Genomic DNA, 21705 nt, shown 5'->3' with positions numbered 1-21705 from the left:
CTAGTGAAATTCTTTTTGATGAAAATGAATAGTGCCAATCAGCAGAAGCATACAGGTCAATGGGATCATGATAACCAGGAAGCTCCAGTCAATTGTATAATCGGCTGTTGCTCCGATAACGGCTCCCTCCGGAATGGAAACCGGAACCGAATAAGCTGAAAGGAAACCCCACGGAGTCCAGACGGCCCAATCTTTCATGAGCGGCCCGATAAAGACAGCCGCAATTCCCGCTGAAATCGGCAGCGCCTGATGCTGTACAGTCAATGACAGCCACGTTTGAAAACAAAGATAGGGAATGCTGATGAGAAAAGGAAAGAAAATATGGACAAAAAACTGGGTAAAGCGCATTCCGTCCGTGAGGCCGAATACACTCCCAAGGAAATAGGTTCCGGCTGTCATGATGGCTCCGACCCCGAGAGTTGCCGACAGCACCAACCCAATCCGGGTCATGTAAAAGGACGTTTTGGAGATCGGCATGCACAGAAGCTGCTTCCACATTGATGATTGATGTTCAACGGAACTCAGGATGGAGGCAATGACGGCAATCGTTACAAAAATCATTGGATTTAATATCAGGAAAAGAAACTCAAACACGACGCCCCAGATTTTAAAGGGCTCCATGCCGGTATTCCGGTAATACCAGAAAAAGACAGAAACAAGGAGACACATGAGAATCGGAACCGCCGCTGTGACTTCAAGGAACCAGCTTCGCCTCAGCTTAATCAAATCCGATGACAGAATCTGCCTCATGAAGCATTCTCTCTTTTCGTCATTTGCATAAACATTTTTTCCAGTGATGATTTTTCTTCTTCCATCCGAAGTATGGTCACATCATTGGAAATGAGCTGCTGCTGAATCTGCTGAATAATTTCGGGTCTTGCATCACTGATTTTAAGTTGGTCTCCCTGGAGCTTGGCGATAAATCCTTTTTCTTTGAGTATGGACCAGGCTCTCTCCGGATCATTCGTACGAATCAGGAGGTGTCCGCTGTTTTGCTTTTTTAATTCCTCCATGGTTCCCTGGAACTTCATTGATCCCTGATGGATGATTCCGACATGGGTAGCCATTTGTTCCACCTCACTGAGAAGATGACTTGAAACCAGCACAGTTGTATTCATAATAGAAGGCATGTTCTTGATCAGCTCGCGCATCTCCTGAATTCCTTCAGGGTCCAGACCATTCGTCGGCTCATCCAAAATCAGCAGCTCAGGTCTGTGAATCAGCGCCATTGCAAGACCGAGACGCTGCTTCATCCCCAATGAATAGGTACCTGCTTTCCGGTGTATGGCATGCTCCAGCCGCACCAGCGAGAACACTTCATCCACTCTTTTTCTGTCATCCACACCATATAGTTTCGCAGCAATCCTTACATTTTCCAAACCGGTAAGATGGCTGTAAAAGCTCGGCGTCTCAATTAAAGAGCCAATTCTTTTCAAGATTTGAATCCGGTCCGTTTTCAGGCTTTTGCCAAACAGCAGGATCTCCCCGCGAGCCTGCTTGGTCAATCCGAGGATCATCCTCATCGTCGTTGTTTTTCCTGCACCATTCGGACCTAAGAACCCGTAAATCTGACCCTTTTCAAGCTGCAGATTTACCCCGCTGACAATCTCCTGTTTCCCGTACACCTTTGTCAAACCTTTCGTTTCAAGTATCAATTTAAACGCTCCTTTATTTAGAATGGCTGCCGACTTTTTGGTTTGATCAACAGATAAAACAACAGCATTTGTTTAAAACTTAAAGCGCAAATACAAAAGGTAAATTCCTCCGAACGTATAGGTTGCGGATAATGCAAGATTAATCAGCAGCCTGAACCATTCATCCGAAACGCTGAACCAGAATTGCACGTTTGTAATTCCGATAATACTGACCGAAAGTACAATGAACATGCTCCGAAAAAACACATTAAAAATCATTCCGCCCCGCTCATCTTTTCCTTCTTTGATGTAGAAAAAGATAAATATGATCATGGAAATGAAAGCGGTTTGCGTCAAAATGTTATTTGCCAGTTCAATCATCTCTTGCTTAAGCATCAGTCGTCCCTCTCTTTATTTGTGTCATATTGAAACACTTCGTTCACGTTCTTTTCGAAAAGCTCCGCTAGCTCAAACGCCAAGATCAGGGACGGCGTATATTTGTTCTTTTCCATACTGATGACCGTCTGTCTGCTGACCCCAAGCCGGTCGGCCACTTCCTTCTGGGTCCAGCCCTTTTCAGCCCTTAGAACAGCTATGCGGTTGTGGAGTACTCCGTTATATTTTTGAGACATCGATGTTCACCTCTACATTCAGAGTAAAAAACTTTTTACTTAATGTAAAGTATTTTTGACATAAAAGGTAAATTCAGGATATTTATCCTATATGTACACACCCTCAGCAGACAAATAAAAAATGGTGCCTACTCAAATGAGTAAGCACCATTTTTATAAGAATTTAAGCCTGCGCTTCAAGCGTCACATCAATATTTCCTCTTGTCGCCTTTGAATACGGGCAGAATTCATGAGCTTTATGCACAAGATCTTCAAGCTTGTCCTTTTCAATGCCGGTTCCCTTTACGTCGAGTTTTACCGCGAGCTTGAAGCCTCCGTCCGACTCGTCTTTCAGAAAGCTGACATTGGCCGTTACCTCAGAATCAAACTTCACTTTTTCTTTTCTTGCCATATGCTGAAGGGCGCCGTCGAAGCAGGCCGCATATCCCGCTGCAAACAGCTGCTCAGGATTTGTTGCATTTGGCACTCTGTCTGCTCTCGGTGAGCCCGGCATGGCAATATCCATGTTGATGACATCATTGGATGAATGGACTTTTCCTTCCCGTCCGCCTACTGCTGTAACTGATGTAGTAAATAACGCTTCTGACATGTTCCATACTCCCTTTCGTATTAAAACTTTCTTGCTCTTTTTTATATACCCTCTCATACGAAAACTATTCGTTCGAGTGTGCATAAAAAAAGCATTCCTTCAAAAGAAGAAATGCATTAATCAATCCTTTTCTGCTCATACATGTTGCTGCGGATCTTCATCCATTCAAAAAGATGAGTCACTATGACTTTGAGCACGGCATATCCAGGTACAGCAAGAATAATTCCGATAACGCCGAAAAGATTTCCAGCCGTCAAAATCACGAAAATAATGGTAATCGGGTGGATATGAAGGTTCCGCCCCATAATCTGCGGAGAAATAAATTTCCCTTCGATCAGCTGAACGACGGTCCATACGATGATCAGCTTCAGAACCATAAACGGTGAAGTGACAAGCGCAATAATAAAAGCGGGTGTAATCGCAATCGCCGGTCCAAGATACGGGACAACGCTTGTAAATGCCGCAATCAGGGCAAGCAGGGAAGCGTATTCCAGACCGATAATCAGAAAACCGACATACATAAGAGCTCCAATGCAGAAGCTGACGATGATCTGGCCGCGGATGTAGGAACTGATCTGCTGGTTCATTTCATGCATGACCTTAAATGAAGAGCTTCTCAAGTTGACGGGCAAAAATTTCAGAACGTACGGTCCAAGTTTTTTGCCGTCCTTTAAAAGATAGAACAAAATGAACGGCAGCGTGACAATCGCCAGAATAAAATCCTTTACAATGCCGACAATATTCCCGATTCCTGCAAACATGTTGTTGATGATAGTAGATGCCTGTTCAGACACCTGCCTGGATAAATCCGCTACATTAATGTTCAGCGTTTTTTGCGCCTGAAACACAAATTCGCTTCCGACCACCTGCATGACAAGCAGTTCCACATCCCTTGTGTACTGAGGGAAACTGTCAATCAGGCTCAGAACCTGCGTCTTTAAAAACGGGATGACCGACACAATCAGAATCGTGAGGAGGCCTGCAATCACAACAAACAAAAGTAAGATCGAATAAACTCTCCGTACTCCCTTCCGCTCAAAAAAATTCACCACCGGATTCAGAAGATAATACACAATCGATGCCAGAACAATCGGCAGAAGGATGGTTTTAATAAGCACTTCAATTGGCGTAAAAATAAACGATACCTGCATAAAGACAAGAATGTTTAATCCAATCAAAAGCAGAATCAGAAGAAACAGAACAAATCTATTATTAAGGATAAACCTCTTAAACGTACCTACTCTCGGGCTTGCCTGCTTCATGAGTGTCCTCCATTTCTCTCTATGCACTCGAATTTTCATCTAAGCTTATTATAGTGGGTTTTTTTGAAAAATGAAAATAGAACTCCTGATAATAAAAAGAATCTTTTCCTGCATCAAAAAGGACAACCCGTAAAACGGATTGCCCTGTCTCCTCCTTGTCCATTATTTGCTGATAAACATCTGCGTCCAATAGTGGCCGTAAGATCCGCCTTTGGCGTACCCAACACCGATTTCCTTGAAATTAGAAGACAGAATGTTTTTGCGGTGTCCTTCGCTGTTCATCCAGGCATTTACAACACTTTGAGCTGTAGTCTGTCCGGCAGCAATGTTCTCACCTGCATAGCTGTACTGAATGCCGAAGCTCTTCATCATATCAAATGGAGAGCCGTATGTAGGCGATGTGTGACTGAAGTAGTTTTTGTCACGCATATCTTCTGATTTGTACCGTGCAACACGGGCAACCTCCCAGTTTGCGGCAAGCGGCTTTAAACCGTATTTGGCACGCTCTTTATTCACAAGCGTAACCACTTCGCTTTCCATGCTTTGATAAGCGCTTCCAGAAGGGATGTTAAGAGACTGTCCTGGATAGATCATATTAGCATTCTTAACATTTGGATTGGCTTTAATCAATTCAGAAACGCCAACCTGATACTTCGATGCGATTTTCCACATCGTATCCCCGCTTTTAACTGTGTATGTACTTGCAGCACTTGCTTGACTGCTGAATCCAAAGGCCAGAGCGACAACCAACAACATAAGAGAAAAAGATTTAAGTGTTTTCATAGCTTTATTTTATACGAATACTAGTTTGCAAGAATAGCGGTAGTTTTTACCGAAAAAAAGGGGTTGACTGGCGGTACTTGATTAGTCAAGAGGCAGCATGTTTTTTTACATCTGAACGCGGTGCGGTAACCTAACCTGCAGAGGTCCTGACTGCAAAAATGTTAGCGCACTTTCGGCCATTTCGGTCCCTTGGTTTGTGCTGTTAACTCGGGTTTAGAGCACTTTCAGCTGCGCAGGGTATCCGGTTTGTGCTCCTAACCTTGCTTTAGAACACTTTCGGCTGCGCAGGGTATCCGGTTTGTGCTGCTAACTCGGCTTTACCGCACTTTGGGCTGTTCCGGATACCCGCTTTGTGCTGTTAACTCGGCTTTACCGCATTTTCTCCTGTTCCGAGTACCTGGTTTGTGCTGTTAACTCTGCTTTACCGCATTTTCTCCTGTTCCGAGTACCTGGTTTGTGCTGTTAACCGGGCTTTACCGCATTTTCTCCTGTTCCGGATACCTGGTTTGTGCTGCTGACTCGGCTTAACCGCATTTTCATCAGCTACGGATACCTAGCTTGTGCTGCATCCCCCATTTAACAGCACTTTTCGTACCCAGACACCTCCTTTTTCCCATTGAAAAGGTTTACTTAACTTTGACATACCCCTTATTAATCTTCGTTTTTTTCTCTAAAAATCTTTGACATAACCATACAAATGATGTAAAGTACCAAATGGACGAACAATTAAAAGTTAACATTACAATAACATTCGTATTTAGGGGTGTATTTTAGATGGAAAATGTATTTGATTATGAAGATATTCAATTAATACCTGCAAAATGTGTTGTGAACAGCCGTTCTGAGTGTGACACAACCATCGCTCTTGGAAACCATACATTCAAACTTCCTGTCGTACCTGCCAATATGCAGACGATTATTGATGAAACGATTGCTGTAAATCTTGCAGAAAACGGCTACTTCTACATCATGCACCGTTTTCAGCCTGAGAAAAGAAGCGCGTTCATCCAGGATATGAAGTCACGCGGCCTGATTGCTTCAATCAGCGTCGGTGTTAAAGAGGAAGAGTACGGCTTTATTGAAGAACTTGCGGCTGCCAATCTGGTGCCTGATTATATTACGATTGATATTGCCCACGGCCACTCAAATGCTGTGATTGAAATGATCAAGCATATTAAAAAGCACCTTCCTGAAAGCTTTGTCATAGCAGGCAACGTTGGAACTCCGGAAGCAGTAAGAGAGCTTGAGCACGCAGGCGCTGACGCGACAAAGGTCGGAATCGGCCCGGGCAAAGTGTGCATCACGAAAATCAAAACAGGCTTTGGAACAGGCGGCTGGCAGCTGGCAGCACTTCGCTGGTGTGCAAAGGCGGCAACGAAGCCAATCATCGCAGACGGCGGCATCCGCACACATGGAGACATTGCAAAGTCCGTTCGATTTGGAGCATCCATGGTCATGATTGGTTCCCTGTTCGCAGGACATGAGGAGTCTCCTGGCGAAACCATCGAAATGGACGGAAAGCTTTTCAAAGAATACTTCGGATCAGCTTCTGAATTCCAAAAAGGCGAAAAGAAAAATGTAGAAGGTAAAAAAATGTACGTCGAGCACAAAGGCTCACTGAAGGACACTCTCACCGAAATGGAGCAGGACCTTCAGTCATCGATCTCCTATGCAGGCGGAACAAAACTTGATGCCATCCGCACGGTGGATTACGTCGTTGTGAAAAATTCGATCTTTAATGGGGATAAGGTTTATTAATAGAAAAAAGGAGCAGGGGCTTCATTCAAGCCCCGCTCCTTTTTTCTATATTTAAAGAAAGATTTCTCCTACTGATTATTCATCTCCCGTCACGATTTCAATCAGCACAGCGGAATCTTTCTTATTTAATTGAGCATACTTGCTCTCAGCGTCTATGACGAGTTCCACTCTGCCTTTATCCGGACTTATCCAAAGCTCGTAAAGAACAGCTTTTGCGTCGATCCTGCGATCCGTAAATTGAAAGGTAAACCTGTAATCAGCAGGACGCGCCATGCTTGCTTTCGCTGTTATCCATTCCGCATCGTCCAATACTTTCGTGACCTCATCAACGTCTTTAACATTAGTAATCTCTTTGTGCACCTTATAAGTATTTTCATCGGCTACCCGTTTTTCAACTTCAATATATTGTGATTCATAGTCAGGATCATTTACACATCCCGTTAGAAAAAATAAAACCCCTATTGTCAATATAAAGATAAACGTATGTAATCTCATAACAACTCCCCCTTACTCACTTAGACGAAAATATGTGACAGAAGTTCCAGAAACGAAAAAAAACGGAGAAGATCTTAATGACCTTCTCCGTTTTCATTTATTTATCTGTATGATTTACTCAACCGTCACACTCTTAGCAAGGTTACGCGGTTTATCCACGTCACAGCCTCTGTGAAGAGCTGCGTAGTAAGAGATCAGTTGCAGTGGAATAACAGAAGCAAGCGGCGTCAGTTCTTCGTGTACAGCAGGAAGAACGAAACGGTCGTCTTCTTCTTCTAAGCCTTTAAGGGCGATAATGCATGGGTTGGCTCCGCGTGCTGCTACTTCTTTCACGTTTCCGCGGATGCTTAAGTTAACATGCTCCTGTGTTGCAAGAGCGATAACCGGCGTGCCGTTTTCAATAAGTGCGATTGTTCCGTGCTTAAGCTCTCCTCCGGCAAAGCCTTCTGCCTGGATGTAAGAGATTTCTTTAAGCTTCAGGGCGCCTTCAAGTCCTACATAGTAGTCGACTGAACGGCCGATGAAGAAGCAGTTGCGTGTTGTAGAAAGGTATTCGCGTGCAATGTATTCCATTTCTTCTTTTTGATCGCAGAGGACTTCCATTGCGTTTGCGACAATACCCATTTCTTTTACGATATCAAAGCTTAGGTTAATGCCTCTTGCTTCAGCTGTAACTGCTGCAAGGATGGCAAGTACGCCTAATTGCGCAGTATATGCTTTTGTAGAAGCAACAGCAATTTCAGGCCCTGCATGAAGCAGAAGCGTGTGGTTTGCTTCACGTGAAAGCGTAGAACCAGGTACGTTAGTGATTGTTAATGCCTGGTAGCCAAGCTCTTTAATTTGAACAAGTACGGCACGGCTGTCTGCTGTTTCACCGCTTTGTGAAATAAAGATAAACAGCGGCTTTTCAGAAAGTATCGGCATGTTGTAAGAGAATTCACTCGCAACATGAACCTCAACAGGTTTCTTCGCCCATTTTTCAATGAACTGTTTACCGACAAGACCGGCATGGTAGCTTGTTCCGCATGCTACGATGTAAAGGCGGTCAGCAGCATCCACTGCGTCAACAATCGCCGGATCCATCGAAAGCTTGCCTTGGTCGTCCTGATATTTTTGAATGATCTTCCGCATAACAAGCGGCTGCTCATCGATTTCTTTAAGCATGTAGTGAGGGTATGTTCCTTTTTCGATATCGCTTGCGTCAAGCTCAGCTGTATATGGAGCACGCTCAATGACTTCACCCTGAAGGTTCTTGATCGTAACAGCTTCGCGTTTCACAAGGACGATTTCTTTATCCATTAGCTCTACAAATTGGTCTGTAACCTGCAGCATTGCCATTGCATCTGATGCAACAACATTGAAGCCGTCACCAAGACCGACTAGAAGCGGGCTTTTGTTTTTTGCAACAAAAATGGTTTCTGGATTTTGCTCATCTAAAAGGGCAATGGCGTAAGAGCCTTTTAAGATCGACAGTGTTTTGCTGAACGCTTCTTCAACATCTGCACCCTGGTTTACAAACTTCTCAATAACCTGTACCACAACTTCTGTGTCTGTGTCACTTGCAAGAGCTACGTCCTGAAGATATTCACGTTTAAGGCTTGAATAGTTTTCAATTACACCATTGTGTACAAGCGTAAAACGGCTTGAGGCACTTTGATGGGGATGTGAGTTGCGTTTGCTAGGGGCGCCATGAGTCGCCCAGCGAGTGTGACCGATTCCAGCTGTAGAAAGAACATTCGCATCCACTTCCTCGCGAAGAATGGCGATGCGGCCTTTTTCTTTAAACACATGAACTCCGTCTTCATTTATTACAGCAATACCAGCTGAATCATAACCGCGGTACTCAAGCTTTTCAAGACCGCGAAGCAAAATTTCCTTTGTATCCTTTTGTCCAATATAACCAACGATTCCGCACATACTAAAGTATCCTCCCATTAGGCGGGGGACAGGCCAAGTCTCGGGGACCTGTTAATCTGTCCCCTCACACATGTCTATATTTTTAGGTGATTACGTTCTTCCCTTTGTGCAAAAAGTTGCCTCTTTGTTTTCAGGAGAGAGCTTGCGGCTGTAATCGTCAACCGGGAGGCATCCGCCGAACTTTCGATAATCCTCCATCCTCGTCAACTAAGCTTTTTCCGTTCTGCTTAGTTCAGGCGCTTTTCGTAAAACGTACTAACTATGCTCCTTTCTCTGTCTAAAATCAAAACACAAAAGTAATCTTACTATACGACAATCAAATCGTCAATTCGTTTTGTGATTCAGAAAGATGCACCCTTTAGTATATGAATTACGAAAAAGATTGTTCCCCCGCTTTCATACCCTGTTCATCCGGTTTTTCAAACCTGTCGGGAGGAGACAATGAGGTATGTTTAGTATGGGGCAGCAAATGAATGATTTATGTCTGTGAATTATAGTTAAAAAAGACCTGCCAGTACCGGCAGGTCTTTCGATTTATAAGCTTATTCAGTTCCCATTTCAGCTTTTACTACAGCTACGATGCGTGACACATATTGCTCGCATAGCTCTGCAGTCGGCGCTTCAGCCATAACACGCACAAGCGGCTCAGTTCCGGATGGACGCACCAGGATGCGGCCGTCTCCGTTCATTTCCTGTTCCACTTCAGCAATGACCTGCTTTACTTTCATGTTGTCTGTAACTTTATGCTTATCAGTCACTTTCACATTAATCAGAAGTTGCGGGAATTTCGCCATTTCTGAAGCAAGCTCAGATAGAGATTTCCCTGTTACTTTCATGATATTTACAAGCTGAATGGCTGTAAGAAGGCCGTCGCCGGTTGTATTGTGGTCAAGGAAAATGATATGCCCTGACTGCTCTCCGCCCAAGTTATAATCGCCTTTTTTCATTTCTTCTACAACGTAGCGGTCACCGACAGCTGTTTGAACGCTCTTCATGTTATTCGCTTCAACTGCTTTGTAGAAACCAAGGTTACTCATAATCGTTGATACAACCGTTTCTTTTTTCAATCTGCCATGCTCGTTAAGGAACTTTGCACAGATGAACATGATTTGATCACCATCGACGATATCCCCTTTTTCATCAACGGCAATCAGGCGGTCGCCGTCTCCGTCGAATGCAAGTCCTACATCCGCTCCTTTTTCTTTCAGGAAGGCTGCAAGTGCTTCAGGGTGAGTAGATCCTACACCGTCATTGATATTAAGGCCGTTCGGCGTTGTTCCCATTGTGGAAACATCTGCATCAAGGTCTGCAAAAAGGTGCGTTGCAAGGGATGAAGTCGCTCCGTGTGCACAGTCAAGCGCAACGTGAAGACCTGTAAAGTCCTCATCAACTGTCTGCTTCAGGAACTGCAGATATTTCTGGCCGCCTTCAAAATAGTCGTTTACCTGTCCCAAATCAGATCCTACAGGTCTTGGAAGTGTATCTTCTGCCTGATCCATCAGTCCTTCGATTTCAAACTCCTGATCATCTGACAATTTAAATCCGTCTGGCCCAAAGAATTTAATGCCGTTATCCTGAACAGGATTGTGGGATGCTGAAATCATCACGCCAGCCTGGGCTCCAAGTGCTTTCGTCAAATATGAAACGCCTGGAGTTGAAATGACTCCTAAACGCATAACTTCTGCTCCGATTGAAAGTAGTCCCGCTACAAGGGCACCTTCAAGCATGTGTCCCGAAATGCGTGTATCTCTACCAATCAGCACTTTTGGACGTGTTGAATCTTTCGTAAGAACATATCCTCCAAAGCGTCCGATTTTAAATGCCAGTTCAGGTGTCAGCTCACTGTTTGCAACGCCTCTTACACCATCAGTTCCAAAATACTTTCCCATTCTAGTATCGCTCCTTTTGACTGTTTCAATCATCATGATTGCTTTGAAGAAATCTTTACGTTCACTTGCTCTTCAGGCAGACTCCACTTAATGTCCTGAGGTCCGTTCACTTCAACTTTCACGTCGTGTTCACCGTCCGACAGGTCATTCACATTGATGAAAAGCTCAAGGTCGGAAGGATTCATCTTCTCAAGGACGTTCGGCGCTGCTGTTACACTCAGATCAAGCTCCCTTGAGTCAGGGTCTGTAAACTGAAGGATTTTCCCTTCACCAAGCCCTCTGATGCGGACAGGCAGATTCTCAAATACGCGCTCTTCTTCCTTATCAACGTCAACTTTAATTTGTATTTTTTCCGGGCTTACTTTTGTCGCACCGTCAGGAACGGGAATATCAACATCCAGTACGGTGTCATCTTTGATCTTGCTCAGGTCCACTGTCACCCCGTCAATAAACTCAAGAGGATTCAGAACATCCTGCGGACCATAGACGGTCACTTCATTAGGTACAGCCTCAATGCTCGCTATGCTGAGTCCTTCTCCAAGCTCGCCCTCATTTTTTATGTTTAAAGGCAGCTTTTTGCTCGGGCTTGTAATCGGCACCGTTACGTCTACAACGGACGGATAGGCTTCAACAGCCAGAATATTGCCGTCTTCGTCGTACACCGTCACTTTTGATTCCTGGTCCAGTGTTTCATTCGCATTTTGCAGGTTCACTCTTGTTTTGATCAGCGCAATGCTGTCAATAAGGGTTTTGGATCCTGTTACCCTGACAACACTTGGCTTCACAATCGGCTCCTGCGCCGTATATCCGGCTTCTATCTGGTTTTTATTAATAAAATCCACTTCAACCGGGAAATCACGCGTTACTTTTTCTTCTACATTCACCGTAATGACCGAAGGATTTAAATTCACTTCCAGGTTATCCGCTATATTTTTATGCTTCAGCTCAATTCTGTGTGAGCCGATTGAAAGGTCGGACAGCTCGGCATATATTTCAAAGTCCTTCAGCTGCTTTGCTTTTAAAAGTGAATTGGTTGGTCCGCTTAATGTGACATCGACTGTCTCCGGCACACCTGTTATCACTACATTGTCCTGATCCTGATACGTCTTTACTTCCACATCCTGAATGGTCTCTGTCCCTTTAGATGATTGTGAAGGTGCAGAAGGGAAGACAGATGTAACAGGTCCTGTCGTCTGCTTCTTTGGTGCAGGAGATTCGATGTTGACAGATATATAGAGCATAAGCGCCATAAGCAGCGCGATAATTCTCATGACCCAATGATTGTTTATCATCTTATCCATTCTTCTTCCCCCTCCACTGCCACAGGTTTGAAGAAGCGGCTTTCGCCTGTTTGCCAAATTCCGAAACGAGTATCTCACTCAAAGATTCAACCGTCAAATTTCTGTGAAGCTCGCCGTTTCTCGTTACCGAAATACTTCCGGTCTCCTCCGATACGACAATTGTAATACTGTCTGTTACTTCACTGATGCCGACTGCTGCGCGGTGCCTCGTCCCAAGCTCTTTTGAAATAAACGGACTTTCCGAAAGAGGCAGGTAGCAGGCTGCTGCTGCAATCTGGTTTTTCTGAAGAATGACAGCTCCGTCATGAAGCGGAGTGTTCGGGATAAAGATATTGATTAAAAGCTCAGAAGATAAAGCTGAGTGAAGCGGTATGCCCGTTTCTATGTAATCGCTCATCCCTGTTTCTTTTTCAATTGTTACGAGTGCGCCGATGCGGCGTTTTGCCATGTAATCCGTTGCTTTCAGGATGGCATCAATAATTTTCTGCTGTTCTTCCTCCTCTGGGGCCCCGCTTCTTGAGAAAAGTTTTCCCCGTCCCAGCTGCTCCAGTGCTCTCCGCAGCTCAGGCTGGAAAATAATAATAATCGCAAGAAAACCCCACGTTAACGCTTGGTCCATGAGCCATTGCAATGTTTGCAGCCCTAAATACTGGCTGAGTGTCCGAACGAGGATGATCACGATAATGCCTTTTAAAAGCTGAACGGCCTTCGTGCCCCGTATCACCATAATCAACTTATATATAACGAACCAAACCAGGAGAATATCAACGGCGATGCCGAGGTAGTGCAAGAATGGAAAATCCTCAAGTGCCATATTCTCTTCCTCCATCAGTTTTAGTCATTTGCACAGGACTATAACTACGATATTATATCATATAATCTGCAATTAAACCGTATTGTAGTCATTTAAGGACGGACAGCCTGCGCTTTTGAGTCCATTTGTCACGGCACCCTTTCAGACAATAAAAAAAGGCCGCCAGGGCCCATTACTGAAAAATATCGACGACCTCTTTTGCAAGAGATTTCATCTGGTACCAGATCCATTCAAATGCTTCATTGATTTCTTCGACTTTGCCTGTGACCTTCCCGGCTGAAGCCATATATTTCTCACCGTTTATGACGGTGACATCTCCCTCTACTTTCCCCTCAATCTTCAGCGTTCCGCCTTTAACGGTTACATCACCCTGAACCGTTTCGCCTTCTGGGACGGTAACCGTATTATTTTCAACAACCAGATTCGGCTGTTTGGATACACTGAAGTCTGAATCTCCCGACCAGGAAGAAAACAGGCTTCCTGTCATCAGCAGCACAAACAGAGAGGCGGCCGCAAGCATCGGATGACCTTTAAGCCACCTGCCGACACCTACGCGCTTCTTTTCTTCAGGAAGGCTGTTCATAACGGCCTGCGTGAAATTTAGCGGAGCTTCAATATGCGAGGTGCTTTGCACCAGGGCGATGGATTTCTCCAGTTCATGCAGGTGCTGCGCACACTCTGAGCATGACTGAAGATGTTCTCTGAGGATCCTTTCGTCCGCTTGCTTTATATCATGATCGAGATACTGATGAATCCGCTCAATCATTTCCTCTGAACATTTCACTTAACATCACCTCAACTTATAAATGCCTTAATTGCTTCCTGAGAGCTTCCCGTCCTCTGTGAATTCTCGTTTTCACCGTCCCGATCGGCATATTGAGAATTTCACTGATTTCAATTAAAGAAAGCTCATCTATATACTTTAATACGATGACCGACCGATATTTATCAGGGAGCTTTAAAATTTCTTTCTGAATCATTTGCTGAAGTTCCATTGTCGCAACCTGATCCTCAGGCAGCGCAACATCTGCTGCAACCTGGGAATACATGGTGAGACCTTCTGTTCCGGCCACCTCTGCATCCAGATAGTAATCGGGTTTTTTCTTTCTGATCCGGTCAATTGTCAGGTTGGTTGCTATGCGGTATAGCCATGTTGAAAACTTTTTATCCATATCGTAGCTGTGAATATTGACGTATGCCCGTATAAACGCTTCCTGAGCAATATCCTCAGCCTCATGAGAATTCCCAAGCATGCGGTAGCAAAGCTGATAAATCTTGTCCTTATACAGATCTACTATTTCGGCAAATGCATTCTGGTCGCCTTTTTTCACTTGTTTAATCCTGTTTTTTACGATCGTCTCCATGATACCCCTTACCTCCGCACAAATCGCGGATTCCCCTTATTACGTATAAGCCGAATAAAAGGTTTCATTTTTTTTCACATAAAAATAGTTTAACAAATTTTAGGTGTCCTGTAGATGGCTTTTGAGGAGGTTTATCTTAAATCTATCTTAAAAGATTCCCACGAAAATGGAAAGGCATAGCCTCAATCGGCTATGCCTTTTGTCCCCATTATTATTTGAGCTTTTCTCCGAATAAAGAGCCCATTAAAGCAACAGCTACTGTTGCGGTTTTATTTTTTTCATCCAGAATCGGATTTACTTCAACAAACTCTGCTGAGGTGATAATCTCTGATTCTGCAAGCATTTCCATAGCAAGATGACTTTCCCTGTAGCTGATGCCGCCAATAACAGGTGTTCCGACACCCGGTGCATCATGAGGGTCAAGCCCGTCAAGGTCCAATGAAAGATGAACTCCATCTGTACGCTCCTTCAAATACTCGATGGTTTCCTCCATCACCTTTGTCATGCCCAGACGGTCAATTTCATGCATGGTATATACTTTAATCCCTTTTTCCTTAATCAGCTCTTTTTCACCCTGATCAAGAGATCTCGCACCAATGATTACAATGTTCTCGGGCTTCACTTTAGGAGTATAGCCTCCAATTCTCGTAAGTGTCTCATCTCCGATTCCGATGCTGACAGCAAGAGGCATCCCATGAATATTGCCTGATGGTGACGTTTCTCCGGTATTTAAATCGCCATGGGCATCGTACCAGATGACTCCGAGATTCTCATAGTGCTTCGAAACCCCTGCAAGCGTTCCGATCGCAATGCTGTGGTCTCCGCCGAAAACAAGAGGAAAGGCACCCGATTTGATTGCTTCATCCACCTGTTCTGAAAGCTTCACACTGGCTTCTGACACCGCTTTCAAATTTCTTAGATTATTGGCTGCTTCTTCTTCTCTGTTCGCACGTCCAATCTCAATATCGCCTTTATCTTCAATCTCATAGCTGAGCCCTTCCAATCTCTCAACAACACCGGCATATCGAATCGCACTTGGACCCATATCGACACCGCGGCGCATTTGTCCAAGATCCATTGGTACTCCAATAATTGATATTCTTTCTTTCATTACAATCATCCCCCTTAGTAGAAGCCTGTGCCTCTATTGTACGTTCAAAAGGGGAGATGACTCAACTCGACAAAATCGTGTATATATATACAGAGTTTTCTGTTAAAAAGAATGCCCATAAACGCATCTGTCCAGTTTGCAGCACTCTATCCTTCAATCAGCATTTCTGGAAAACAAAAAAACCTAAGACTATATAGTCTTAGGTTTAAAGATGGAGCCTAGCGGGATCGAACCGCTGACCTCCTGCGTGCAAGGCAGGCGCTCTCCCAGCTGAGCTAAGGCCCCGAATATGGAGCGGAAGACGGGATTCGAACCCGCGACCCCCACCTTGGCAAGGTGGTGTTCTACCACTGAACTACTTCCGCAACATCATGCGGGTGAAGGGACTCGAACCCCCACGTCAAAGACACTAGATCCTAAGTCTAGCGCGTCTGCCAATTCCGCCACACCCGCATATTAAGGAAAAATGGTGTGCCATGAAGGACTCGAACCTTCGACCCTCTGATTAAAAGTCAGATGCTCTACCGACTGAGCTAATGGCACAATATGAAAACACTCTTTTAATCCTGCGCAGACACACAGTTCAAAAAAATGGCTGGGCTAGCTGGATTCGAACCAGCGCATGACGGAGTCAAAGTCCGTTGCCTTACCGCTTGGCTATAGCCCAATGAAAGTATGTATTTTTTAAAATTGGAATTGACCGTAAAAAGGTTTATGTAAACTAACCTTATTATTTACAGTCCAGACACATTCTATTCACTTTCCGCTTGTTTAAATAAAATGGTGGAGGGGGACGGATTCGAACCGCCGAACCCGGAGGGAGCGGATTTACAGTCCGCCGCGTTTAGCCACTTCGCTACCCCTCCACATTTCAGTGGTGCCGGCGAGAGGACTTGAACCCCCAACCTACTGATTACAAGTCAGTTGCTCTACCAATTGAGCTACACCGGCATTAAAGTAAAGGTATTAAATTCTTATGGTGGAGGATGACGGGCTCGAACCGCCGACCCTCTGCTTGTAAGGCAGATGCTCTCCCAGCTGAGCTAATCCTCCAGAAGAAAAGAATGTTTAGTATTTCACATAAAAAAACAATGGTGACCCGTACGGGATTCGAACCCGTGTTACCGCCGTGAAAGGGCGGTGTCTTAACCGCTTGACCAACGGGCCAGTTGAAATTGTAGTGTAAGCTCCCAACCGGGCTTGAACCGATGACCTCTTCCTTACCATGGAAGTGCTCTACCGACTGAGCTATGGAAGCATGGCTCCGCAGGTAGGACTCGAACCTACGACCGATCGGTTAACAGCCGATAGCTCTACCACTGAGCTACTGCGGAATAATATAATAGTATGATTTGTTCACAAGCCTGGCAACGTCCTACTCTCACAGGGGGAAACCCCCAACTACCATCGGCGCTAAAGAGCTTAACTTCCGTGTTCGGCATGGGAACGGGTGTGACCTCTTTGCCATCATCACCAGACATAGTGACAAAAATTATTATACTATGAAATCCGAAGATTTCAAGCTTTTTTTGAAAGAAGTTATTCTTTCAAAACTGAATAACGTTTGATAACAAGATTCACGTGCAACTTACGCTTAGTTAGACTATGGTTAAGTCCTCGAACGATTAGTATCTGTCAGCTCCACACGTCACCGCGCTTCCACCTCAGACCTATCAACCTGATCATCTTTCAGGGTTCTTACTCACAAATGTGATGGGAAATCTCATCTTGAGGGGGGCTTCATGCTTAGATGCTTTCAGCACTTATCCCTTCCGCACATAGCTACCCAGCGATGCCTTTGGCAAGACAACTGGTACACCAGCGGTGCGTCCATCCCGGTCCTCTCGTACTAAGGACAGCTCCTCTCAAATTTCCTGCGCCCACGACGGATAGGGACCGAACTGTCTCACGACGTTCTGAACCCAGCTCGCGTACCGCTTTAATGGGCGAACAGCCCAACCCTTGGGACCGACTACAGCCCCAGGATGCGATGAGCCGACATCGAGGTGCCAAACCTCCCCGTCGATGTGGACTCTTGGGGGAGATAAGCCTGTTATCCCCGGGGTAGCTTTTATCCGTTGAGCGATGGCCCTTCCATGCGGAACCACCGGATCACTAAGCCCGACTTTCGTCCCTGCTCGACTTGTAGGTCTCGCAGTCAAGCTCCCTTGTGCCTTTACACTCTGCGAATGATTTCCAACCATTCTGAGGGAACCTTTGGGCGCCTCCGTTACATTTTAGGAGGCGACCGCCCCAGTCAAACTGCCCGCCTGACACTGTCTCCCAGCCCGGTAAGGGCTGCGGGTTAGAATTTCAATACAGCAAGGGTAGTATCCCACCAATGCCTCCACCGAAGCTGGCGCTCCGGTTTCCAAGGCTCCTACCTATCCTGTACAAGCTGTACCAAAATTCAATATCAGGCTGCAGTAAAGCTCCACGGGGTCTTTCCGTCCTGTCGCGGGTAACCTGCATCTTCACAGGTACTATAATTTCACCGAGTCTCTCGTTGAGACAGTGCCCAGATCGTTACGCCTTTCGTGCGGGTCGGAACTTACCCGACAAGGAATTTCGCTACCTTAGGACCGTTATAGTTACGGCCGCCGTTTACTGGGGCTTCGGTTCAAAGCTTCGCTTGCGCTAACCTCTCCCCTTAACCTTCCAGCACCGGGCAGGCGTCAGCCCCTATACTTCGCCTTGCGGCTTCGCAGAGACCTGTGTTTTTGCTAAACAGTCGCCTGGGCCTATTCACTGCGGCTTTTCAGGGCTATTCACCCTAAAAAGCACCCCTTCTCCCGAAGTTACGGGGTCATTTTGCCGAGTTCCTTAACGAGAGTTCTCTCGCTCACCTTAGGATTCTCTCCTCGCCTACCTGTGTCGGTTTGCGGTACGGGCACCTCTCACCTCGCTAGAGGCTTTTCTTGGCAGTGTGGAATCAGGAACTTCGGTACTAAATTTCCCTCGCCATCACAGCTCAGCCTTATATGGGAAGCGGATTTGCCTACTTCCCGGCCTAACTGCTTGGACGCGCATATCCAACAGCGCGCTTGCCCTATCCTCCTGCGTCCCCCCATTGCTCAAATGGTGAGGAGGTGGTACAGGAATATCAACCTGTTGTCCATCGCCTACGCCTTTCGGCCTCGGCTTAGGTCCCGACTAACCCTGAGCGGACGAGCCTTCCTCAGGAAACCTTAGGCATTCGGTGGAGGGGATTCTCACCCCTCTTTCGCTACTCATACCGGCATTCTCACTTCTAAGCGCTCCACCAGTCCTTCCGGTCTGGCTTCGACGCCCTTAGAACGCTCTCCTACCACTGTTCGTAAGAACAGTCCGCAGCTTCGGTGATACGTTTAGCCCCGGTACATTTTCGGCGCAGAGTCACTCGACCAGTGAGCTATTACGCACTCTTTAAATGGTGGCTGCTTCTAAGCCAACATCCTGGTTGTCTAAGCAACTCCACATCCTTTTCCACTTAACGTATACTTTGGGACCTTAGCTGGCGGTCTGGGCTGTTTCCCTCTTGACTACGGATCTTATCACTCGCAGTCTGACTCCCGAGGAGCAAGTCTTTGGCATTCGGAGTTTGACTGAATTCGGTAACCCGATGAGGGCCCCTAGTCCAATCAGTGCTCTACCTCCAAGACTCTCATACTCGAGGCTAGCCCTAAAGCTATTTCGGAGAGAACCAGCTATCTCCAAGTTCGATTGGAATTTCTCCGCTACCCACACCTCATCCCCGCACTTTTCAACGTGCGTGGGTTCGGGCCTCCATTCAGTGTTACCTGAACTTCACCCTGGACATGGGTAGATCACCTGGTTTCGGGTCTACGACCACGTACTAATTCGCCCTATTCAGACTCGCTTTCGCTGCGGCTCCGTCTCATCAACTTAACCTTGCACGGGATCGTAACTCGCCGGTTCATTCTACAAAAGGCACGCCATCACCCGTTAATGGGCTCTGACTACTTGTAAGCACACGGTTTCAGGATCTTTTCACTCCCCTTCCGGGGTGCTTTTCACCTTTCCCTCACGGTACTGGTTCACTATCGGTCACTAGGTAGTATTTAGCCTTGGGAGATGGTCCTCCCGGATTCCGACGGGATTTCACGTGTCCCGCCGTACTCAGGATCCACTCTGGAGGGAACGAAGTTTCGACTACAGGGTTTTTACCTTCTATGACAGGCCTTTCCAGGCCGCTTCATCTACCCCGTTCCTTTGTAACTCCGTATAGAGTGTCCTACAACCCCAAGAGGCAAGCCTCTTGGTTTGGGCTGATTCCGTTTCGCTCGCCGCTACTTGGGAAATCGCATTTGCTTTCTCTTCCTCCGGGTACTTAGATGTTTCAGTTCCCCGGGTCTGCCTTCAGTACCCTATGTATTCAGGTAAAGATACTGTTCCATTACGAACAGTGGGTTTCCCCATTCGGAAATCTCTGGATCAAAGCTTACTTACAGCTCCCCAAAGCATATCGGTGTTAGTCCCGTCCTTCATCGGCTCCTAGTGCCAAGGCATCCACCGTGCGCCCTTCATAACTTAACCAAAATTGGTCAATCGTTTGTTTAGACTGTAAAGTCTAAGAAAATCACTATGGTAAGCGTAAATCTCAGTGAATTACTTGTTATCAATTACGTTATCCAGTTTTCAAAGAACAACCGGCAGATCATAATGATTTGCCTTCTTTCATATAGAGAGAATGATCTCTCAAAACTAAACAAAAACCAAAAGCGACCTCATATCCTTAGAAAGGAGGTGATCCAGCCGCACCTTCCGATACGGCTACCTTGTTACGACTTCACCCCAATCATCTACCCCACCTTAGGCGGCTGGCTCCTTGCGGTTACCCCACCGACTTCGGGTGTTGCAAACTCTCGTGGTGTGACGGGCGGTGTGTACAAGGCCCGGGAACGTATTCACCGCGGCATGCTGATCCGCGATTACTAGCGATTCCAGCTTCATGCAGGCGAGTTGCAGCCTGCAATCCGAACTGAGAATGGTTTTATGGGATTGGCTAAACCTCGCGGTCTCGCAGCCCTTTGTACCATCCATTGTAGCACGTGTGTAGCCCAGGTCATAAGGGGCATGATGATTTGACGTCATCCCCACCTTCCTCCGGTTTGTCACCGGCAGTCACCTTAGAGTGCCCAACTGAATGCTGGCAACTAAGATCAAGGGTTGCGCTCGTTGCGGGACTTAACCCAACATCTCACGACACGAGCTGACGACAACCATGCACCACCTGTCACTTTGTCCCCCGAAGGGGAACCTTCTATCTCTAGAAGTGGCAAAGGATGTCAAGACCTGGTAAGGTTCTTCGCGTTGCTTCGAATTAAACCACATGCTCCACCGCTTGTGCGGGCCCCCGTCAATTCCTTTGAGTTTCAGTCTTGCGACCGTACTCCCCAGGCGGAGTGCTTAATGCGTTAGCTGCAGCACTAAAGGGCGGAAACCCTCTAACACTTAGCACTCATCGTTTACGGCGTGGACTACCAGGGTATCTAATCCTGTTCGCTCCCCACGCTTTCGCGCCTCAGCGTCAGTTACAGACCAGAGAGTCGCCTTCGCCACTGGTGTTCCTCCACATCTCTACGCATTTCACCGCTACACGTGGAATTCCACTCTCCTCTTCTGCACTCAAGTTTCCCAGTTTCCAATGACCCTCCCCGGTTGAGCCGGGGGCTTTCACATCAGACTTAAGAAACCGCCTGCGCGCGCTTTACGCCCAATAATTCCGGACAACGCTTGCCACCTACGTATTACCGCGGCTGCTGGCACGTAGTTAGCCGTGGCTTTCTGGTCAGGTACCGTCAAGGCACCGGCAGTTACTCCGGCACTTGTTCTTCCCTGACAACAGAGTTTTACGATCCGAAAACCTTCATCACTCACGCGGCGTTGCTCCGTCAGACTTTCGTCCATTGCGGAAGATTCCCTACTGCTGCCTCCCGTAGGAGTCTGGGCCGTGTCTCAGTCCCAGTGTGGCCGATCACCCTCTCAGGTCGGCTACGCATCGTTGCCTTGGTGAGCCGTTACCTCACCAACTAGCTAATGCGCCGCGGGCCCATCTGTAAGTGACAGCCGAAACCGTCTTTGAATGTCAAACCATGCGGTTTGACATAGTATCCGGTATTAGCTCCGGTTTCCCGGAGTTATCCCAGTCTTACA

16 protein-coding genes, 11 tRNA genes and 3 rRNA genes are annotated in these 21705 nt (G+C 46.3%); 1 reads left to right on the top strand and 29 read right to left on the bottom strand.

Annotated features, from left to right (window positions below; all coding sequences use genetic code 11):
- From RKD52_RS20815 to safA, 7 genes are all read right to left on the bottom strand, one after another.
- Positions 1 to 750 (bottom strand): ABC transporter permease, encoded by a 750-nt coding sequence (locus RKD52_RS20815; protein ID WP_454101330.1) that lies wholly within the window; start codon positions 748 to 750, stop codon positions 1 to 3.
- Entirely contained in the window at positions 747 to 1655 is a 909-nt protein-coding gene (locus RKD52_RS20810) for an ABC transporter ATP-binding protein (RefSeq protein ID WP_454101329.1), read from the bottom strand. Before RKD52_RS20810 ends, RKD52_RS20815 begins: the two co-directional genes overlap by 4 nt.
- 72 nt (positions 1656 to 1727) lie before the next feature.
- Entirely contained in the window at positions 1728 to 2030 is a 303-nt protein-coding gene (locus RKD52_RS20805; RefSeq protein ID WP_454101328.1) for a hypothetical protein, read from the bottom strand.
- A complete protein-coding gene (locus RKD52_RS20800) occupies positions 2030 to 2266 on the bottom strand; it encodes a helix-turn-helix transcriptional regulator (RefSeq protein ID WP_454101327.1) in 237 nt (78 codons plus the stop codon). Before RKD52_RS20800 ends, RKD52_RS20805 begins: the two co-directional genes overlap by 1 nt.
- Before the next feature lie 163 nt (positions 2267 to 2429).
- Positions 2430 to 2855: an organic hydroperoxide resistance protein gene (locus tag RKD52_RS20795; RefSeq protein WP_029286248.1), complete on the bottom strand. Its 426-nt coding sequence runs from the start codon at positions 2853 to 2855 to the stop codon at positions 2430 to 2432.
- Positions 2856 to 2971: 116 nt separating this feature from the next.
- Positions 2972 to 4117 (bottom strand): AI-2E family transporter, encoded by a 1146-nt coding sequence (locus tag RKD52_RS20790; protein WP_454101326.1) that lies wholly within the window; start codon positions 4115 to 4117, stop codon positions 2972 to 2974.
- Between the two features lie 162 nt (positions 4118 to 4279).
- Positions 4280 to 4900, bottom strand: a complete 621-nt coding sequence (gene safA, locus RKD52_RS20785; RefSeq protein WP_454101325.1) for a SafA/ExsA family spore coat assembly protein — start codon at positions 4898 to 4900, stop codon at positions 4280 to 4282.
- A 774-nt stretch (positions 4901 to 5674) separates the two neighbouring features.
- On the opposite strand from safA, the gene guaC reads away from it, so the two are divergent.
- Positions 5675 to 6658 carry a GMP reductase gene (gene guaC, locus RKD52_RS20780; RefSeq protein ID WP_454101324.1) on the top strand — a complete coding sequence of 328 codons (984 nt, stop codon included), beginning with the start codon at positions 5675 to 5677 and terminating at the stop codon, positions 6656 to 6658.
- Between the two features lie 75 nt (positions 6659 to 6733).
- On the opposite strand, the gene RKD52_RS20775 is transcribed toward guaC, so the two are convergent.
- The 22 genes from RKD52_RS20775 to RKD52_RS20670 all read right to left on the bottom strand — a co-directional run.
- Complete coding sequence (locus tag RKD52_RS20775) at positions 6734 to 7153, bottom strand: hypothetical protein (protein WP_454101323.1); 420 nt, start codon at positions 7151 to 7153, stop codon at positions 6734 to 6736.
- 114 nt (positions 7154 to 7267) lie between these two features.
- Entirely contained in the window at positions 7268 to 9070 is a 1803-nt protein-coding gene (glmS, locus tag RKD52_RS20770) for a glutamine--fructose-6-phosphate transaminase (isomerizing) (RefSeq protein ID WP_369735963.1), read from the bottom strand.
- Between the two features lie 542 nt (positions 9071 to 9612).
- On the bottom strand, positions 9613 to 10959 hold the full coding sequence (gene glmM / locus RKD52_RS20765) for a phosphoglucosamine mutase (protein ID WP_454101322.1): 1347 nt from the start codon (positions 10957 to 10959) through the stop codon (positions 9613 to 9615).
- Between the two features lie 32 nt (positions 10960 to 10991).
- Positions 10992 to 12260 carry a CdaR family protein gene (locus tag RKD52_RS20760; protein WP_454101321.1) on the bottom strand — a complete coding sequence of 423 codons (1269 nt, stop codon included), beginning with the start codon at positions 12258 to 12260 and terminating at the stop codon, positions 10992 to 10994.
- Positions 12253 to 13074, bottom strand: a complete 822-nt coding sequence (gene cdaA / locus RKD52_RS20755; protein ID WP_369735966.1) for a diadenylate cyclase CdaA — start codon at positions 13072 to 13074, stop codon at positions 12253 to 12255. The genes RKD52_RS20760 and cdaA overlap by 8 nt, the downstream gene beginning before the upstream one ends.
- A gap of 172 nt (positions 13075 to 13246) precedes the next feature.
- Positions 13247 to 13840, bottom strand: coding sequence for an anti-sigma-W factor RsiW (gene rsiW, locus RKD52_RS20750; protein ID WP_454101369.1), 594 nt, complete (start codon positions 13838 to 13840; stop codon positions 13247 to 13249).
- 34 nt (positions 13841 to 13874) lie between these two features.
- Positions 13875 to 14438: an RNA polymerase sigma factor SigW gene (gene sigW / locus RKD52_RS20745; protein WP_029286228.1), complete on the bottom strand. Its 564-nt coding sequence runs from the start codon at positions 14436 to 14438 to the stop codon at positions 13875 to 13877.
- A 211-nt stretch (positions 14439 to 14649) separates the two neighbouring features.
- Positions 14650 to 15549 carry an arginase gene (gene rocF, locus RKD52_RS20740; protein ID WP_454101320.1) on the bottom strand — a complete coding sequence of 300 codons (900 nt, stop codon included), beginning with the start codon at positions 15547 to 15549 and terminating at the stop codon, positions 14650 to 14652.
- Positions 15550 to 15761: 212 nt separating this feature from the next.
- Positions 15762 to 15834 (bottom strand) — tRNA-Ala (locus RKD52_RS20735).
- A 5-nt stretch (positions 15835 to 15839) separates the two neighbouring features.
- Positions 15840 to 15914, bottom strand: a tRNA-Gly gene (locus tag RKD52_RS20730).
- Between the two features lie 7 nt (positions 15915 to 15921).
- Positions 15922 to 16002: transfer RNA gene (locus RKD52_RS20725), tRNA-Leu, on the bottom strand.
- A 14-nt stretch (positions 16003 to 16016) separates the two neighbouring features.
- Positions 16017 to 16092, bottom strand: a tRNA-Lys gene (locus RKD52_RS20720).
- 49 nt (positions 16093 to 16141) lie between these two features.
- Positions 16142 to 16216 (bottom strand) — tRNA-Gln (locus tag RKD52_RS20715).
- A gap of 114 nt (positions 16217 to 16330) precedes the next feature.
- A tRNA-Tyr gene (locus tag RKD52_RS20710) sits at positions 16331 to 16415 on the bottom strand.
- A 9-nt stretch (positions 16416 to 16424) separates the two neighbouring features.
- Positions 16425 to 16500 (bottom strand) — tRNA-Thr (locus RKD52_RS20705).
- Positions 16501 to 16526: 26 nt separating this feature from the next.
- Positions 16527 to 16602 (bottom strand) — tRNA-Val (locus tag RKD52_RS20700).
- A 39-nt stretch (positions 16603 to 16641) separates the two neighbouring features.
- A tRNA-Glu gene (locus RKD52_RS20695) sits at positions 16642 to 16716 on the bottom strand.
- 18 nt (positions 16717 to 16734) lie between these two features.
- Positions 16735 to 16807: transfer RNA gene (locus RKD52_RS20690), tRNA-Thr, on the bottom strand.
- 1 nt (position 16808) lies between these two features.
- Positions 16809 to 16883, bottom strand: a tRNA-Asn gene (locus RKD52_RS20685).
- A gap of 28 nt (positions 16884 to 16911) precedes the next feature.
- Positions 16912 to 17027: ribosomal RNA gene (gene rrf / locus RKD52_RS20680) — 5S ribosomal RNA — on the bottom strand.
- Between the two features lie 127 nt (positions 17028 to 17154).
- Positions 17155 to 20085: ribosomal RNA gene (locus tag RKD52_RS20675) — 23S ribosomal RNA — on the bottom strand.
- 203 nt (positions 20086 to 20288) lie between these two features.
- A 16S ribosomal RNA gene (locus RKD52_RS20670) occupies positions 20289 to 21705 on the bottom strand; the annotation flags it as partial.

The organism is Metabacillus sp. SLBN-84, from assembly GCF_053629595.1.
The sequence above is the reverse complement of the archived record's forward strand: the minus strand, read 5'-3'. Positions and strand labels throughout refer to the sequence as shown.

What these genes read in the sequence shown, in the direction of transcription:
- RKD52_RS20815 (WP_454101330.1), bottom strand. Translation starts at nt 750, where the DNA reads ATGAGGCAGATTCTGTCATCGGATTTGATTAAGCTGAGGCGAAGCTGG.
- RKD52_RS20805 (WP_454101328.1), bottom strand. Translation starts at nt 2,030, where the DNA reads ATGCTTAAGCAAGAGATGATTGAACTGGCAAATAACATTTTGACGCAA.
- RKD52_RS20800 (WP_454101327.1), bottom strand. Translation starts at nt 2,266, where the DNA reads ATGTCTCAAAAATATAACGGAGTACTCCACAACCGCATAGCTGTTCTA.
- RKD52_RS20795 (WP_029286248.1), bottom strand. Translation starts at nt 2,855, where the DNA reads ATGTCAGAAGCGTTATTTACTACATCAGTTACAGCAGTAGGCGGACGG.
- RKD52_RS20790 (WP_454101326.1), bottom strand. Translation starts at nt 4,117, where the DNA reads ATGAAGCAGGCAAGCCCGAGAGTAGGTACGTTTAAGAGGTTTATCCTT.
- safA (WP_454101325.1), bottom strand. Translation starts at nt 4,900, where the DNA reads ATGAAAACACTTAAATCTTTTTCTCTTATGTTGTTGGTTGTCGCTCTG.
- guaC (WP_454101324.1), top strand. Translation starts at nt 5,675, where the DNA reads ATGGAAAATGTATTTGATTATGAAGATATTCAATTAATACCTGCAAAA.
- RKD52_RS20775 (WP_454101323.1), bottom strand. Translation starts at nt 7,153, where the DNA reads ATGAGATTACATACGTTTATCTTTATATTGACAATAGGGGTTTTATTT.
- glmS (WP_369735963.1), bottom strand. Translation starts at nt 9,070, where the DNA reads ATGTGCGGAATCGTTGGTTATATTGGACAAAAGGATACAAAGGAAATT.
- glmM (WP_454101322.1), bottom strand. Translation starts at nt 10,959, where the DNA reads ATGGGAAAGTATTTTGGAACTGATGGTGTAAGAGGCGTTGCAAACAGT.
- RKD52_RS20760 (WP_454101321.1), bottom strand. Translation starts at nt 12,260, where the DNA reads ATGGATAAGATGATAAACAATCATTGGGTCATGAGAATTATCGCGCTG.
- cdaA (WP_369735966.1), bottom strand. Translation starts at nt 13,074, where the DNA reads ATGGCACTTGAGGATTTTCCATTCTTGCACTACCTCGGCATCGCCGTT.
- rsiW (WP_454101369.1), bottom strand. Translation starts at nt 13,840, where the DNA reads ATGATTGAGCGGATTCATCAGTATCTCGATCATGATATAAAGCAAGCG.
- sigW (WP_029286228.1), bottom strand. Translation starts at nt 14,438, where the DNA reads ATGGAGACGATCGTAAAAAACAGGATTAAACAAGTGAAAAAAGGCGAC.
- rocF (WP_454101320.1), bottom strand. Translation starts at nt 15,549, where the DNA reads ATGAAAGAAAGAATATCAATTATTGGAGTACCAATGGATCTTGGACAA.